The sequence below is a fragment of the Kitasatospora sp. NPDC001660 genome (assembly GCF_053596725.1).
On record NZ_JBSFGU010000002.1, the window covers coordinates 13,551 to 28,476 of the forward strand.

Sequence of the window (14,926 nt, forward strand, 5' to 3'; positions counted from 1 at the left end):
GCTGGCGTTATGCGCAACCTGCCGATCACCCTCGACGACGTCCGCGGGGCCCAGAAGATGCTCGCCGGGGTCGCCCGGGTGACCCCGATGGAGGGCAGTCGGCACCTGTCGTCGCTGATCGGCGCTCCGGTCCACCTGAAGTGCGAGAACCTCCAGCGCACCGGCTCGTTCAAGCTGCGCGGGGCGTACGTGCGGATCGCGGGACTCACGCCGGTGCAGCGGGCCGGCGGAGTGGTCGCGGCGAGTGCCGGGAACCACGCCCAGGGGGTGGCGCTGGCGGCCGCGCTGCTGGGCGTCCGTTCGACCGTCTTCATGCCGGTGGCCGCGCCGCTGCCGAAGGTCTCGGCGACCCGCGAGTACGGCGCCGAGGTCCGGCTGCACGGCAGCACGGTGGACGAGGCGCTGCAGGCCGCGCAGCGGTACTCGGAGACGACAGGCGCGGTGTTCATCCACCCCTTCGACCACTGGGACGTGGTCACCGGCCAGGCCACCGTGGGCCTGGAGATCCTGGAGCAGTGCCCCGAGGTGCGGACCATCCTGGTCGGCGTGGGCGGCGGCGGGCTGCTGGCCGGGATCGCGGCGGCGGTCAAGCCGCTGCGGCCGGACGTGCGGGTGGTCGGCGTGCAGGCGGCGGGCGCCGCCGCGTACCCGCCCTCGCTGGCCGCCGGGCGGCCGGTGTCGCTGGAGCGCTTCGCCACCATGGCGGACGGGATCATGGTCGGCCGCCCCGGGGACATCCCGTTCGAGGTGGTCAACGCGCTGGCGGACGGGATCCGGACGGTCTCCGAGGACGCGCTGTCGCGGGCGCTGCTGCTGGGCCTGGAGCGGCTGAAGCTCGTCGTCGAGCCGGCCGGGGCGGCCCCGATCGCGGCGCTGCTGGAGGAGCCGGGATCCTTCGAGGGCCCGGTGGTGGCCGTCCTGTCGGGCGGCAACATCGACCCGCAGCTGATGCAGCGGGTACTGCGGCACGGGCTGGCGGCGGCCGGGCGGTACCTGTCGCTGCGGGTGCGGCTCGCGGACAAGCCGGGCTCGCTGGCGGGCCTGCTGGGCGTCCTGACCAGGGTGGACGCGAACGTGCTGGACGTCGCGCACGTGCGGACCGACCCGCGGCTCGGGCTGACCGAGGTCGAGGTCGACCTGCACCTGGAGACCAAGGGGCCGGAGCACTGCGCGGTGGTGCTCGGCGAACTGCGGGACGCGGGGTACGTCGTTTCCAGCTGACGAATCGGCGGCCGGCATCCGGCGTTCGGCATCCGGCATCGGACATCTTTAAATTCCCTTGACGCGATATATCGTGAGCTGCCAGACTCGCGATACATCGCGTTCTCTGTCCGTGGGCGAAAACCGAGTCGCCCGCGTGCCCGAAACCCGGGCGCAGTGGGACAGGTCGCCCATTCGTCCGAGGAGATGAGGCAGGCCATGGCGCCAGCCATCCAAGCCGAGAACCTGGTGAAGACCTTCGGCGACGTACGCGCCCTCGACGGCGTCAGCCTGGACGTCCCCGAGGGCACGGTGCTCGGGCTGCTCGGCCCCAACGGCGCCGGCAAGACCACCACCGTGCGGGTGCTCACCACCCTGCTGCAGCCCGACTCCGGCCGGGCCGTGGTCGCCGGGGTCGACGTGCTCAGGCACCCCAACCGGGTTCGCAGCCTGATAGGCCTCTCCGGTCAGTACGCCGCCGTCGACGAGTACCTGACCGGTTTCGAGAACCTCCAGATGGTCGGCGAGCTCTACCAGATGAGTGCGCGCGACGCGAAGGCCCGCGCGCTGGAGCTGCTGGAGTGGTTCAACCTCGCCGAGGCCAAGGACCGCACCGCCAAGACCTACTCGGGCGGCATGCGCCGGCGCCTCGACCTCGCCGCGGCGCTGGTCGTCCGGCCGCCGGTGATGTTCCTCGACGAGCCGACCACCGGCCTCGACCCGCGCAACCGGCTCGCGCTCTGGGAGGTCATCGAGACGCTGGTCGAGCAGGGCACCACGCTGCTGCTCACCACCCAGTACCTGGAGGAGGCCGACCGCCTCGCCCACGACATCGCCGTGGTCGACCACGGCCGGGTGATCGCCCGCGGCACCGCCGACCAGCTCAAGGCGCAGATCGGCGGTGAGCGGATCGAGGTCGTCGTGCACGGTGGCGACCACGTCGCCGAGGCGGTCGCGGCGCTGTCCGGGTACGCGCTCGGCGAGGCCGCCGTCGAGCGCAACACCCGGAAGATCACCATCCCGGTCAGCGGCGGCGCCCGGGTCCTCGCGGACGTCATCCGCGAGCTCGACGCCCGCTCGATCGAGATCGACGACATCGGCCTGCGCCGCCCGACCCTGGACGACGTCTTCCTGACGCTCACCGGGCGCGTCGCGGAGTCCGCGGACGACGAGAACGGATCCGACGCCAAGGATCGCGGCCGCCCCGGCCGCGACCGGGGCGGCGAGGGCGGCACCGACCAGGACAAGCAGGCCGTCGCGGCCGGAACGGAGCGCTGAGATGAGCACCGCCACCGAGCACGCGATCGGCGCGGCGATGCCCCGGCAGCGCCGGGGGCTCTCCGCGACCCTGCACGACTCCTGGGTCGTCGCCAAGCGCAACCTGCGCCGGATGTCCCGGATACCCGAGATCGTGGTCTTCGGGCTCATGCAGCCCGTCATGTTCGTGCTGCTGTTCTCCTACGTCATGGGCGGGGCGATCCAGATCCCCGGGACGCAGGCCAGCTCCACCTCCTACATCCAGTTCCTGATGGCCGGCATCTTCGCCCAGACCGTCACCTTCGCCACCGCCGGGGCCTCGGCCGGCATCGCGGAGGACATGACCAAGGGTCTGGTGGACCGGTTCCGCTCGCTGCCGATGGCCCGCTCGGCGGTGCTGGTCGGCCGCACCCTGGCCGACCTGTGCCAGACGGCGTTCACCGTGATCGTGCTGGCCCTGGTCGCGCTGGCGGTCGGCTGGCGGATCCACGACGGGATCCTCGACGCGCTCGGCGCGTTCGTCCTGCTGCTCCTGCTCGGCTACGCCTTCTCGTGGATCGGCGCGCTGATCGGCCTGTCGGTGCGCAGCCCCGAGGCGGCCACCTCGGCCGGGCTGATCTGGCTGTTCCCGCTGACCTTCGTGTCCAACGCGTTCGTGCCGGTCGGCTCGATGCCGGGCTGGCTGCAGGGGATCGCGTACTGGAACCCGTTCAGCGCCACCGTGCAGGCCTGCCGGGACCTGTTCGGCAACCAGGTCGGGCCGGTGGACAGCGCCTGGCCGATGCAGCACGCGGCGCTGGTGTCGCTGGGCTGGTCGGTGCTGATCACCACGGTGTTCTCGTGGCTGTCGGTGCGCAGGTACCGCTCGGCCGCGGGCTGAGCCGGGTCCGGACGTGCCGAAGGGCGGCCGCGGAGCTCCGCGGCCGCCCTTCGTGTGCTGTGGGGGCGGGTCAGCCGGCGTGCGGCGTGACCTTGAGGATCTTCACCATGGCCGGCTTGCCGTTCGGCAGCTCGTAGGTGGCCTCGTCGCCGATCTTCTTGCCGTCGATCGCGCGGCCCAGCGGCGACTGCGGCGAGTAGACGTCCAGGTCGTCGGCGCTGGCCACCTCGCGCGAGGCGAGCAGGAACTCCATGGTGTCGTCCTCGTCGCCGTCGAAGGCGACCGTGACGATCATGCCCGGGGCCACCACGCCCGAGTCCGCGGGGGCCTCGCCGACCTTGGCGCGCTCCAGCAGCTGGGTCAGCTGACGGATGCGCAGCTCGTACTTGCCCTGCTCCTCCTTGGCGGCGTGGTAGCCGGCGTTCTCCTTGAGGTCGCCCTCCTCGCGCGCCGCCTCGATCTTCTGGGCGATCTCGATGCGCCAGGGCCCGGTCAGGTGATCCAGCTCGGCCTTGAGCTGGTCGTAGCCGGCCTGAGTGAGCCAGGTCACGTTCTCACTGGTCTGGGTCACAGGTGCTCCTCGTAGGTGCTGGGGCTGTGCTGAGGGTGTGAGTCGTCAGCAGGGGGTTGGTGGTGATATCGGTCTTAACTACAAAGCAACGCCCGCTCCCGTACCATCCGGTGCGGAAGGGGCGAAACCACGAGCCTAACAAGTCCTGCCGACAAGCGGGAGGGCCGTTGGCGCGCCATTGACGAGAGCGTTGCGCCAAGGTGTACAGCAACCGGGGCGGGGCTTCTTCTGGATGCCCGCTCACGAGATCGAATATGCGCAGGTTGCCGGGCTCCGCGCCACCGAACAGCCGGTTGGTTCGTGGGTCACTTGGCGGGCGTGCAGCCCAGGAGCTCGGCGGTGGTGCCCCGCGCGGTGGTGCGCAGGCTGACCACGGCGTCGTAGCTGGAGCCCGCGGCCGGGACGGGGAAGTCGGCCAGCCCGACCACCGCGCCGTCGGAGCCCTGCGAGCGGACGGTGCAGCTGCCGGCCGTCCCGTCGTCCTTGTTCACCGAGAGGTGCAGCTGCACCTCGGAGTCCGACACCACCTGGAAGGTCGGCACCGAGCCGTTGATCGCCGTCTCGCGGAGCAGGTAGGAGCCGCCCAGCCAGGCGATCAGACCGAGGCCGAGGACGCCGCAGACCGCGCCGACGACCTTCAGGCGACGGTCCGCGTCACGGTCGGCGCTCCGGCCGTAGCGTCCCTCGGGCACCTTGGCGGTGGTGGTGTCTGCGGTCATCGGGCCGAGTCCTCTCCGGGGAAGGGTCGCGCGGGTGGTGCGGGGAATGCGGCGCTCCTCCAGTCCGTCACTATAGGAGGGGCACGCCCGCGGCCGATGCGGCGGGGGGCAGGGCTCGGCCGCGCCGGCGGACGTCCGGTGTCCGGCCCTGCGGTGACACGGTCCCTGAGTGTGCGGCTCGGACGACGGGCGGGCCGGCCTTCGCGCGGACGCCCGGACCATATGGAAGGAACGCAAGGCGTTGACTGAGCAGTTGCGACTGATGGCGGTGCACGCCCACCCGGACGACGAGTCCAGCAAGGGTGCGGCCACCATGGCCATGTACGTCGACCAGGGGGTGGACGTGCTCGTGGCCACCTGCACGGGGGGCGAGCGCGGGTCGGTCCTCAACCCCAAGCTCCAGGGGGACCCGTACGTCGAGGAGAACATCCACGAGGTCCGGCGCAAGGAGATGGACGCCGCGCGGGCGATCCTCGGGGTCAGGCAGGCCTGGCTGGGCTTCGTCGACTCCGGCCTGCCCGAGGGGGACCCGCTGCCCCCGCTGCCCGAGGGCTGCTTCGCCCTGCAGGACGTGAAGGAGGCGGCCGAGCCGCTGGTCCGGCTCATCCGCGAGTTCAAGCCGCAGGTCATCACGACCTACGACGAGAACGGTGGCTACCCGCACCCCGACCACATCATGACCCACAAGATCACCATGGTGGCCTTCGACGCCGCAGGCGACCCGGACGCCTACCCGGAGGCCGGCGAGCCCTGGCAGCCGCTGAAGCTGTACTACAACCACGGCTTCCCGATGGGCCGCATCCGCGCGCTCCACGCGTACCTCACCGAGCACGGCCACGACTCCCCGTACGGCGAGTGGATCGCCGGCTGGGAGAAGAGCGGCCGCAAGGAGCGCGAGATCACCACCCGGGTGCGCTGCGAGGACTGGTTCGAGACCCGCGACCGCGCGCTGATCGCCCACGCCACCCAGATCGACCCGGACGGCCCGTGGTTCCGCGTCCCGCTGGAGGTCCAGCGCGACGTCTGGCCCACCGAGGACTACGAGCTCGCCCGTACCCTGATCGATGTGGACCTGCCGGAGGACGACCTGTTCGCCGGCCTGCGCACCCCCACCCTGGCGGTCGATGCCGCCGACACGCGCGACTGACCCACCCCCCGATGGCCCGGCTCTCCGTGAGCCGGGCCACCATAGAGATATGAGCGCCCCCGTGAACCTCGTCCACTTCGCCGCCGACCTCGCCGTCGACGACGCCAAGGTCACCCCCGGTCTCCTCGGCTTCGCCGTGTTCGCCGCCCTCGGCGTGGCCACCTGGTTCCTGGCCAAGTCGATGAACCGCCAGTTCAAGAAGGTCAACTTCGCCGAGGACCCGGAGTCCCCGAAGGAGTGATCCCCCGGCCCCCGTCCGGGCGCCGATGCGCGAGGATGGGACCATGCCGAACCGTCTCGCGGACGCGACCTCGCCCTACCTGCTGCAGCATGCCGGGAACCCGGTCGACTGGTGGCCGTGGGGGGTGGAGGCGTTCGAGGAGGCGCGGCGGCGCGGGGTGCCCGTGCTGCTGTCCGTCGGGTACGCGGCGTGCCACTGGTGTCACGTGATGGCGCACGAGTCGTTCGAGGACGGGAACGTCGCCGAGTACCTCAACGAGCGGTTCGTCGCCGTCAAGGTGGACCGGGAGGAGCGGCCGGACGTCGACGCCGTCTACATGGAGGCCGTGCAGGCGGCCACCGGGCAGGGCGGCTGGCCGATGACGGTGTTCCTGACCCCGGACAAGGAGCCGTTCTACTTCGGCACATACTTCCCGCCGCAGCCCCGGCACGGCATGCCGTCCTTCCGGCAGGTGCTGGAGGGCGTCGACGCGGCCTGGCGGGACCGGCGCGAGGAGGTCGGCGAGGTGGCCGGCCGGATCCGGGCCGACCTCGCCGAGCGGGCCGCGGTGTACTCGGCCGGCGCGCACCACCCGCCCGCGGCGGCGGACCTGCACCAGGCGCTGGTCACCCTCAGCCGCGACTTCGACGAGCGGCGGGGCGGCTTCGGCGGCGCGCCCAAGTTCCCGCCGGCCATGGTGATCGAGTACCTGCTGCGCCACCACGCCCGCACCGGCTCGCAGGCGGCGCTGGAGATGGCCGTTCGCACGGGCGAGGCGATGGCCCGCGGCGGCATCCACGACCAGCTCGGCGGCGGCTTCGCCCGGTACGCGGTGGACGCCGGGTGGGTGGTGCCGCACTTCGAGAAGATGCTGTACGACAACGCGCTGCTGCTGCGCGCGTACCTGCACCTGTGGCGGGCGACCGGCTCCCCGCTGGCGCGCCGGGTGGCACTGTCGACGGCGGACTTCCTGTTGCGCGAACTCCGCACGCCCGAGGGCGCTTTCGCCTCCGCGCTGGACGCCGACAGCCTCGACGAGGAGACCGGCGCCTCCGTCGAGGGCGCGTACTACGTGTGGGAGCCGGGGCAGCTGGTGGACCTCCTCGGTCCGGCCGACGCCGCCACCGCCGCCCGGCTGTTCTCGGTGACCGCGGACGGCACGTTCGAACATGGCACCTCCGTCCTCCAACTCCTGGCCGATCCCGAGGACTTCGACGAGTTCGAGGCCATCAGGGAGCGGCTCCTGGCGGCCCGGACCCAGCGGCCCGCGCCCGCCCGCGACGACAAGGTGGTCGCCGCGTGGAACGGCCTCGCCATCGCCGCCCTCGCCGAGACCGGCGCCCTCCTCGGCCGGCCCGATCTCGTCGAGGCCGCCGAGCGCGCCGCCGACCTGCTGCTCGCCGTCCACCTCACCCCCGACGGGCGGCTGCTGCGCACCTCCAGGGACGGCCGGGCCGGCACCAACGCGGGCGTCCTGGAGGACTACGCGGACACCGCCGAGGGTTTCCTCGCGCTGTACGCCGTCACGGGTGAGCCGGAGTGGCTCCAGCTGGCGGGCGGGCTCCTCGACACCGTGCTCAAGCACTTCACCGACGGGGCGTCCGGCGCGCTGTACGACACCGCCGACGATGCCGAGGAGCTGATCCGGCGACCGCAGGACCCGACCGACAACGCGACCCCGTCCGGCTGGACGGCCGCCGCGGGCGCCCTGCTCACGTACGCCGCGTACACCGGCTCGGCCCGCCACCGCACCGCCGCCGAGCGGGCGCTCGGCATCGTCGGCGCGCTCGCCGCGCGGGCGCCGCGGTTCATCGGCTGGGGCCTCGCCGTCGCGGAGGCGCTGCTCGACGGGCCGCGCGAGGTCGCTGTCATCGGTCCCGCGGACGACCCGGCGACGGCCGCGCTGCGGCGGGCGGCGCTGCTGGGCACCGCGCCGGGGGCGGTCGTGGCGGTGGGGGCGCCGGCGACCGGCGACACCGAGGTGCCGCTGCTGGCCGACCGGCCTCTGGTGGGCGGGGCGCCCGCGGCGTACGTCTGCCGGCACTTCGCGTGCGACGCGCCGACCACGGACGCGGCGGTGCTGGGCGAGCGGCTGGGCGTGGCGGTCGAGTAGCCGCAGGGCTTCGAAGGGCGCGCTCAAATCGCTGGTGGCCCGGACCGCCGCTGCGCGAGAATGCCGCATGACCTGGACCGTGAGCAGTTCCCTCGACGACTTCCGCGAGCGGGCGGGCGGCTTCCTCGCCGCGCACCCTGCCGAGAACACCGTCCTGCTCACTGTCGTACAGCGGCTCGCCACGGCCGGACCGCACGTCTTCGGGGACCGGCCGCCGGTCTTCGGGTGGTGGAGCGCGGCGCAGGGCGGCCCGGTCGGGGGCGCCTTCCTGCAGACGCCGCCGCACGAGCCCCGGCTCGGCCGCATGCCGGCCGACGCGGCGGCCGAGCTGGCCGCCGAACTCGCCTCCGGACCCGCCTCGGATGGGCCGGGTTCCGTCGAGGTTCACGGGGTGAGCGGCGGGGTGGACGCGGTCCGGGCCTTCGCCGCCGCGTGGAGCGCCACCGCCGGGTGCGGCTGGTCCGTCAGGGAAAACCTACGGCTTTACCGGCTCGGCGAGCTGACCGGCCCGCCGCGCCCGCCGGCGGGCCGCCACCGGCGCGCCTCGGCGGCCGACCGGGCCCTGGTGATCCGCTGGTACGAGGAGTTCCGCGACGAGGCCGGCGTGCTGGCGCCGAACATCCCGAAGTCCGTCGACGACCGGATCGCCGCCGGGGGCCTGCACCTCTGGGAGGACGGCGGCGAGCCAGTCGCGCTGGCCGGCAACAGTCCGGTCATCGCCGGCATGTCCCGCATCGGTCCCGTCTACACCCCCGCCGACCGCCGCGGCCGTGGCTACGCGAGCGCCGTCACCGCCGCCGCCACGGCCCACGCCCTCGCCGAGGGCGCCGCGGAGGTGCTGCTGTACACCGACCTGGCCAACCCGGTCAGCAACTCGATCTACCAGCAGATCGGGTACCGGCCGGTGGAGGACTGCCTGGCAGTGGACTTCACGGCCCGGTAGACCGGGAATCGACAGCAACTCTCAAAAGATGGCGTCCGTCAACACGGAAGGGTGATCCAGGGGCCGGGGGCGCTGCGCGGTGTGTGCGGGAAGTGCGGTCTCCGCACGTGGAATTGACGCAACGTTGATCTGTCGTTCGCCGCCCGGAGGCAGCCGGGAGTGACTGTCGGTAGATACCATGTGGCAATCGGTCAGTGCTGGCCGACGCGTGCCGAGAGCGGAGAAGGGGTGGGGCGGCAGGAGCCGACCACGAGCCCGGCGCCGGGAAAGGGGAGCCGTAGTGGCTGACAGTGACGACAGGCGGGCCAGTGCCCAGGTGTGGGGCGCGGCCGTGGTGGTGGGGTCCGCGCTCGCCGTGGTCGCGGCCTATCTGATCAACGGAGCCGCGCTGGTCCTGGCGGTCGCCGGGGTCGAGGTGCTGCTGCTCATGGTGTACGTCGCACGGCGCTGGCGGGCGCTCCACCGGGCGGACGCGCCGGGCGGCCACCGTCCGTCCGGCGCGACCCCGGACGCCGCGCACTGCGAGCGCTGCCGTCGGGCCCGCGAGGCGCTGGACGCGCGCCAGTCGCGCGGCGGCGCGGGCGCCGAGGGCCGCCCGCCGTACCGGCACCGCCCGCGGGGCCGGGTACCGCACGAGCACCCGTGGACAGCCGAACGGGCGGTCACCCGGTCCGTGGACGTGGACCGGACGACCGCCCGCGGTGGTGCGCCGGACTCAGCCGGCCGCGCTGTAGGCCACCAGTGAGACCCCGACGTACTGCACGATGAACGCGCCGAGGGTGAAGGCGTGGAACACCTCGTGGAACCCGAACCAGCGCGGTGACGGATCGGGCCGCTTGAGCCCGTACACCACCCCGCCGATGCTGTAGAGCACCCCGCCGACGATCATCAGCACCAGGACGGCCACGCCGCCGGTGCGCAGGAAGTCCGGCAGGAAGAACGCGGCGGCCCAGCCCAGCGCGATGTACACCGGCGTGTACAGCCAGCGCGGCGCGCCGACCCAGAACACCCGGAACGCGATCCCGGCCAGCGCGCCGCCCCAGACCGCCCAGAGCAGCACCTGCTGGGCGGCGCCCTTCAGCAGCAGGATCGTGAACGGCGTGTAGGTGCCCGCGATGATCAGGAAGATGTTCGCGTGGTCCAGCCGGCGCAGGACGGCGTCCCCGCGCGGCCCCCAGTCGAAGCGGTGGTAGACCGCGCTGACCCCGAACAGCAGCCACGCGCTGACCGAGTAGATCGCGCACGCGATCTTGGCGGGCGTGGAGTCGGCCAGGCAGACCAGGACGATCCCGGCGGCGACCGTGGCGGGGAACATCCCGGCGTGCAGCCAGCCGCGCCACTTCGGCTTGCTCTCCGTCGCGTTCCCGGCGCCCCGCGCGAGCTCAGCAGTCATGCACAGCATGCTACCCGGTACTTACGGACCCGTAGGTTACCCACAGGTAGGAAGTGGCGATCGCCACACTTCGACATTTTGGAGCATTTGAAGTGTGGCGCAGCGCACTCCGTCCCGGACGTGGGCGACTTGTTACTTGCCAGTAATCGTACTGACTGTAGTAAAAGATGCGTCAATTTCGACGGTGCGCCGCAGTTGGGCCTTGAGGCCGGAGCTACGCTGCAAGCACCCTCAGACCCCCGCTACGCCGTCTCCCCGCCGGGATGGCGTGAAACGGAGCGATCGTGTCGTACGAGATCTCTGCTGTCAGCGCGTCCGCGCCCACCCGTCACCAGCGCCTGGTGGCGTGGGTGAGCGAGATCGCTGAGCTCACCCAGCCGGACCGCATCGAGTGGTGCGACGGTTCCGACGAGGAGTACCAGCGCCTCGCGGACCTGCTGGTGGCTCAGGGCACCTTCAAGAAGCTGAACGAGGAGAAGCGCCCGAACTCCTACTACGCCGCCTCGGACCCGTCCGACGTGGCGCGCGTGGAGGACCGCACCTTCATCTGCTCCGAGCAGGAGAAGGACGCCGGCCCGACCAACCACTGGAAGGCCCCCGCCGAGATGCGGGCCGTCTTCCAGGGCGAGGCTGGCCTGTTCCGCGGGGCGATGAAGGGCCGCACGATGTACGTCGTGCCGTTCTCGATGGGCCCGGTCGGCTCCCCGCTGGCCGCCTACGGTGTCGAGATCACCGACTCCGCCTACGTCGCCGTGTCGATGCGCGTGATGACCCGCATGGGCAAGGCCGTGCTCGACCAGCTCGGCGAGGACGGCGACTTCGTCAAGGCCGTGCACACCGTCGGTGCCCCGCTCGCCGAGGGCCAGGCGGACGTCCCGTGGCCGTGCAACAGCACCAAGTACATCTCGCACTTCCCGGAGACCAAGGAGATCTGGTCCTTCGGCTCGGGCTACGGCGGCAACGCCCTGCTCGGCAAGAAGTGCTACGCGCTGCGCATCGCCTCGACGATGGCCCGCGACGAGGGCTGGCTGGCCGAGCACATGCTGATCCTGAAGCTCACCCCGCCGGCGGGCCCCGCGGGCGAAGCGGAGCCGAAGTACGTGGCCGCCGCCTTCCCGTCGGCCTGCGGCAAGACCAACCTGGCGATGCTCCAGCCCACCATCCCGGGCTGGAAGGTCGAGACGATCGGCGACGACATCGCCTGGATGCGCTTCGGCGCCGACGGCCGCCTCTACGCCATCAACCCGGAGGCCGGCTTCTTCGGCGTCGCCCCCGGCACCGGCGTGGACACCAACGCCAACGCCATCGACACCCTCTGGGGCAACACGGTCTTCACCAACGTCGCCCTCACCGACGACGGCGACGTGTGGTGGGAGGGCCTCACCGACGAGCCCCCGGCGCACCTCACCGACTGGCGCGGCAACGACTGGACCCCCGAGTCCGGCACCCCGGCCGCCCACCCGAACGCCCGCTTCGCCGTCCCGGCCGCGCAGTGCCCGACCATCGCCCCCGAGTGGGAGGACCAGGCGGGCGTGCCGATCTCGGCGATCCTGTTCGGCGGCCGCCGCGCCACCGCCGTCCCGCTGGTGACCGAGTCCTTCGACTGGCAGCACGGCGTCTTCCTCGGCGCCAACATCGCCTCCGAGAAGACCGCCGCCGCCGAGGGCACCGTGGGCGAGCTGCGCCGCGACCCGTTCGCGATGCTGCCGTTCTGCGGCTACAACATGGGCGACTACTTCGCCCACTGGCTGAAGATCGGCGCGCAGGCGGACGCGTCGAAGCTGCCGAAGATCTACTACGTGAACTGGTTCCGCAAGAACGCCGAGGGCAAGTTCGTCTGGCCCGGCTACGGCGAGAACAGCCGCGTGCTCAAGTGGATCGTCGAGCGCCTGGAGGGCACCGGCGAGGGCGTCAAGACCCCGATCGGCGTGCTGCCCACCACCGACGGCTTCGACCTGGACGGCCTGGAGCTGGCCAAGGAGGACCTCGACCTGCTCTTCACCGTGGACGCCGACATCTGGCGCCAGGAGGCCGCGCTCGTGCCGGCCCACCTGGAGATGTTCGGGGAGCACACCCCGAAGGAGCTGTGGGACGAGTACCGGGACCTGGTCGCGCGTCTCGGCTGAGCCTGAGCTTCAGCGGATGACAGAGGCCGGTGCGCCGCACGAACTGCGCACCGGCCGAGCGACAGGACGGCCGGAGCCCCGCCGCACGATCTTTCCCCGACCAAGGAGATCGCGCGGACCGGGACTCCGGCCGTAGCGCTTTCCGGGCCCGGGCCGGATCGGCACCGCGTTGACCATCACGGCTGGGTGTAGCCGCTGAGGAAGTCGCCGATCCTGGTGACGGCGTCGGTGATCTCCTCGGCGCGGGGGAGGGTGACGAGACGGAAGTGGTCGGGCTCGGGCCAGTTGAAGCCGGTGCCCTGGACCAGCAGGATGCGCTGGGAGCGCAGCAGGTCGAGCACCATCTGGGCGTCGTCCTTGATCTTGTAGACCTTCGGGTCCAGCCGGGGGAAGGCGTAGAGCGCGCCCTTGGGCTTGACGCAGCTGACGCCCGGGATGTCGTTGAGCAGCTCGTACGCGGCGTCGCGCGAGGCGAGCAGCCGACCGCCGGGCAGGACGAGGTCGCGGACCGACTGCCGGCCGCCGAGCGCCGCGGCCACGGCGTGCTGGGCCGGCATGTTGGCGCACAGGCGCATCGAGGCGAGCACGGTGAGGCCCTCGATGTAGCTGCGGGCGCGGTGGCGGTCGCCGGACAGGACCATCCAGCCGGAGCGGAAGCCGGCCACCCGGTAGGACTTGGAGAGCCCGTTGAAGGTGACGCAGAAGAGGTCGGGCGCGAGCGTGGCCAGCGGGACGTGCTCGGCGTCGTCGTAGAGGATCTTGTCGTAGATCTCGTCGGCGTAGACGACCAGGTCGTGCCGCCGGGCGATCTCGACGATCCCCTCCAGGACCTCGCGCGGATAGACCGCGCCGGTCGGGTTGTTGGGGTTGATCACGACGATGGCCCGGGTCCGGTCGGTCACCCTGGCCTCGATGTCGGCGAGGTCCGGGTACCACTCGGCCTGCTCGTCGCAGCGGTAGTGCACGGCGGTTCCGCCGGCCAGCGACACCGAGGCGGTCCACAGCGGGTAGTCGGGCGCCGGGACGAGCACCTCGTCGCCGTCGTCGAGCAGCGCGGTCATCGCGAGCTGGATCAGCTCGGAGACGCCGTTGCCGAGGAAGACGTCGTCGACGGAGAGACCGTGCAGGCCGCGGTCCTCGTAGTGCATGACGACCGCGCGGCGGGCGGACAGCAGGCCCTTGGAGTCGCCGTAGCCGTGCGCGTTCGCGAGGTTGCGCAGGATGTCCTGGAGGATCTCCGGGGGCGCCTCGAAGCCGAACACGGCGGGGTTTCCGGTGTTGAGCTTGAGGATGCGGTGGCCCTGTTCCTCCAGCCGCATGGCCTCGTCGAGCACCGGCCCACGGATGTCGTAGCAGACGTTGGCGAGCTTGCTGGACTGGATGACCTGCATGACCGGCTACTTTAGGGCCACCGCCGGGCCCCGCGGTGCGCGTGCCGGAACACGCGCCGCCGGGCCCGGAGAAGGCTCCTTCGATCGGCAGGCGGTGCCGTCAGCGGACCTTCCAAACCAGGGGTGCGGTGTCCAGGATGTTTCCGTACGTGAGGAACGCCGGCGGGTTCTCGTTCGGAACGAGATAGACGGCACACAGCTTCACCGACTGCCCCGGCGCGAGCGTCACGAGCGACTTGGTGTCGCACTGCGGGATCGCCTTCTCCAGCGTGGGCGCCGGCAGCGCGCCTGCCGAGTGGTCCTTGGGCTTCACCCACACCCGCATCATGTAGGCGTCCTGGTCCAGCGGGGTCCCGGTGCGGTTGGTGAACGTCATGGTGACGTAGTACGGGGTCTTGCCGCTGGTGAGGTCCGGCAGGAAGCCGAACGGGGCGATCTCGCCCGCGGTGCCCTTGGTGATCGAGACCGCGGTGGCGTCCACGGTGGAGCTCTTGCCGAGGTAGCGGCCGGTGGCGCCGAGCGAGAGCGGGCGGTCGTAGCTGACCTGCGTGACGTTGTTGCCGCCGGCGGTGGCCGCCGGCTGCGGGCCGTTCCCGGCCGCGGTCGGGGCGCTCGACCCGGCGGGCGCGGGGGCGCCGGTGGCCGCGGAAGCGGCGGCGGTGGGCGCGGCCGGGGTGTCCGTGCTCGCGGCCGGGTCGGCGTTGTCCGGGCCGCAGGCGGCCAGCAGCAGCGCGAGCGCCGCGGCCGGAACGGCGGCGCGGGCGGCCCGGGTTGTGAACCGGGTCTTCGTCATGTGTCTTTCCCCCGTTGGATGATGTGAGTCGGTGGGCCCCGCCCGGGCGTCCCGCTTTGTCATGTGGGCGTCGATCGAGAGGGGGTTGCGCCGGTGATGCTAGCCGCCGCCGGGGCGGTACCGGCCGGTTTTCTGGTGGCTCCGTTGCTGCGGGGCCTGGTCGCCCGGTTCGC

14 protein-coding genes are annotated in these 14,926 nt (G+C 72.0%); 9 read left to right on the forward strand and 5 right to left on the reverse strand.

Annotated features, from left to right (window positions below; translation table 11 throughout):
* Nucleotides 1-9 precede the first annotated feature (9 nt).
* From ilvA to ACWCXH_RS02075, 3 genes are all read left to right on the forward strand, one after another.
* Entirely contained in the window at nucleotides 10-1,221 is a 1,212-nt protein-coding gene (gene ilvA, locus ACWCXH_RS02065; protein WP_449799383.1) for a threonine ammonia-lyase, read from the forward strand.
* A gap of 198 nt (nucleotides 1,222-1,419) precedes the next feature.
* A complete protein-coding gene (locus ACWCXH_RS02070) occupies nucleotides 1,420-2,478 on the forward strand; it encodes an ATP-binding cassette domain-containing protein (RefSeq protein ID WP_449799384.1) in 1,059 nt (352 codons plus the stop codon).
* A gap of 1 nt (nucleotide 2,479) precedes the next feature.
* Nucleotides 2,480-3,337 (forward strand): ABC transporter permease, encoded by an 858-nt coding sequence (locus ACWCXH_RS02075; protein ID WP_449799385.1) that lies wholly within the window; start codon nucleotides 2,480-2,482, stop codon nucleotides 3,335-3,337.
* Between the two features lie 70 nt (nucleotides 3,338-3,407).
* Here ACWCXH_RS02075 and greA read toward each other — a convergent pair whose 3' ends face one another.
* The gene (gene greA / locus ACWCXH_RS02080) at nucleotides 3,408-3,908 is read right to left on the reverse strand and encodes a transcription elongation factor GreA (RefSeq protein WP_449799386.1); all 501 of its coding nucleotides are present in this window, start codon (nucleotides 3,906-3,908) and stop codon (nucleotides 3,408-3,410) included.
* A gap of 305 nt (nucleotides 3,909-4,213) precedes the next feature.
* Nucleotides 4,214-4,627, reverse strand: coding sequence for a DUF4307 domain-containing protein (locus ACWCXH_RS02085; RefSeq protein ID WP_449799387.1), 414 nt, complete (start codon nucleotides 4,625-4,627; stop codon nucleotides 4,214-4,216).
* A 241-nt stretch (nucleotides 4,628-4,868) separates the two neighbouring features.
* Here ACWCXH_RS02085 and mca point away from each other — a divergent pair, with 241 nt between their 5' ends.
* The 5 genes from mca to ACWCXH_RS02110 all read left to right on the forward strand — a co-directional run bounded on the left by mca (nucleotide 4,869) and on the right by ACWCXH_RS02110 (nucleotide 9,795).
* Nucleotides 4,869-5,774 (forward strand): mycothiol conjugate amidase Mca, encoded by a 906-nt coding sequence (mca, locus tag ACWCXH_RS02090; RefSeq protein WP_449799388.1) that lies wholly within the window; start codon nucleotides 4,869-4,871, stop codon nucleotides 5,772-5,774.
* 49 nt (nucleotides 5,775-5,823) lie between these two features.
* Nucleotides 5,824-6,015: a hypothetical protein gene (locus ACWCXH_RS02095; RefSeq protein WP_449799389.1), complete on the forward strand. Its 192-nt coding sequence runs from the start codon at nucleotides 5,824-5,826 to the stop codon at nucleotides 6,013-6,015.
* Nucleotides 6,016-6,058: 43 nt separating this feature from the next.
* A complete protein-coding gene (locus ACWCXH_RS02100) occupies nucleotides 6,059-8,107 on the forward strand; it encodes a thioredoxin domain-containing protein (protein ID WP_449799390.1) in 2,049 nt (682 codons plus the stop codon).
* Nucleotides 8,108-8,174: 67 nt separating this feature from the next.
* Nucleotides 8,175-9,050, forward strand: a complete 876-nt coding sequence (locus ACWCXH_RS02105; protein ID WP_449799391.1) for a GNAT family N-acetyltransferase — start codon at nucleotides 8,175-8,177, stop codon at nucleotides 9,048-9,050.
* A gap of 280 nt (nucleotides 9,051-9,330) precedes the next feature.
* Nucleotides 9,331-9,795, forward strand: coding sequence for a hypothetical protein (locus ACWCXH_RS02110; protein WP_449799392.1), 465 nt, complete (start codon nucleotides 9,331-9,333; stop codon nucleotides 9,793-9,795).
* On the opposite strand, the gene trhA is transcribed toward ACWCXH_RS02110, so the two are convergent.
* Nucleotides 9,766-10,452: a PAQR family membrane homeostasis protein TrhA gene (gene trhA / locus ACWCXH_RS02115; RefSeq protein WP_449799393.1), complete on the reverse strand. Its 687-nt coding sequence runs from the start codon at nucleotides 10,450-10,452 to the stop codon at nucleotides 9,766-9,768. The two genes, ACWCXH_RS02110 and trhA, sit on opposite strands and share 30 nt — an antisense overlap.
* A 275-nt stretch (nucleotides 10,453-10,727) precedes the next feature.
* Here trhA and ACWCXH_RS02120 point away from each other — a divergent pair, with 275 nt between their 5' ends.
* Nucleotides 10,728-12,569 (forward strand): phosphoenolpyruvate carboxykinase (GTP), encoded by a 1,842-nt coding sequence (locus ACWCXH_RS02120; RefSeq protein ID WP_449799394.1) that lies wholly within the window; start codon nucleotides 10,728-10,730, stop codon nucleotides 12,567-12,569.
* A 176-nt stretch (nucleotides 12,570-12,745) separates the two neighbouring features.
* On the opposite strand, the gene ACWCXH_RS02125 is transcribed toward ACWCXH_RS02120, so the two are convergent.
* Nucleotides 12,746-13,960 carry a pyridoxal phosphate-dependent aminotransferase gene (locus tag ACWCXH_RS02125; protein ID WP_449799395.1) on the reverse strand — a complete coding sequence of 405 codons (1,215 nt, stop codon included), beginning with the start codon at nucleotides 13,958-13,960 and terminating at the stop codon, nucleotides 12,746-12,748.
* 100 nt (nucleotides 13,961-14,060) lie between these two features.
* Complete coding sequence (locus ACWCXH_RS02130; protein ID WP_449799396.1) at nucleotides 14,061-14,753, reverse strand: hypothetical protein; 693 nt, start codon at nucleotides 14,751-14,753, stop codon at nucleotides 14,061-14,063.
* Between the last annotated feature and the right edge of the window lie 173 nt (nucleotides 14,754-14,926).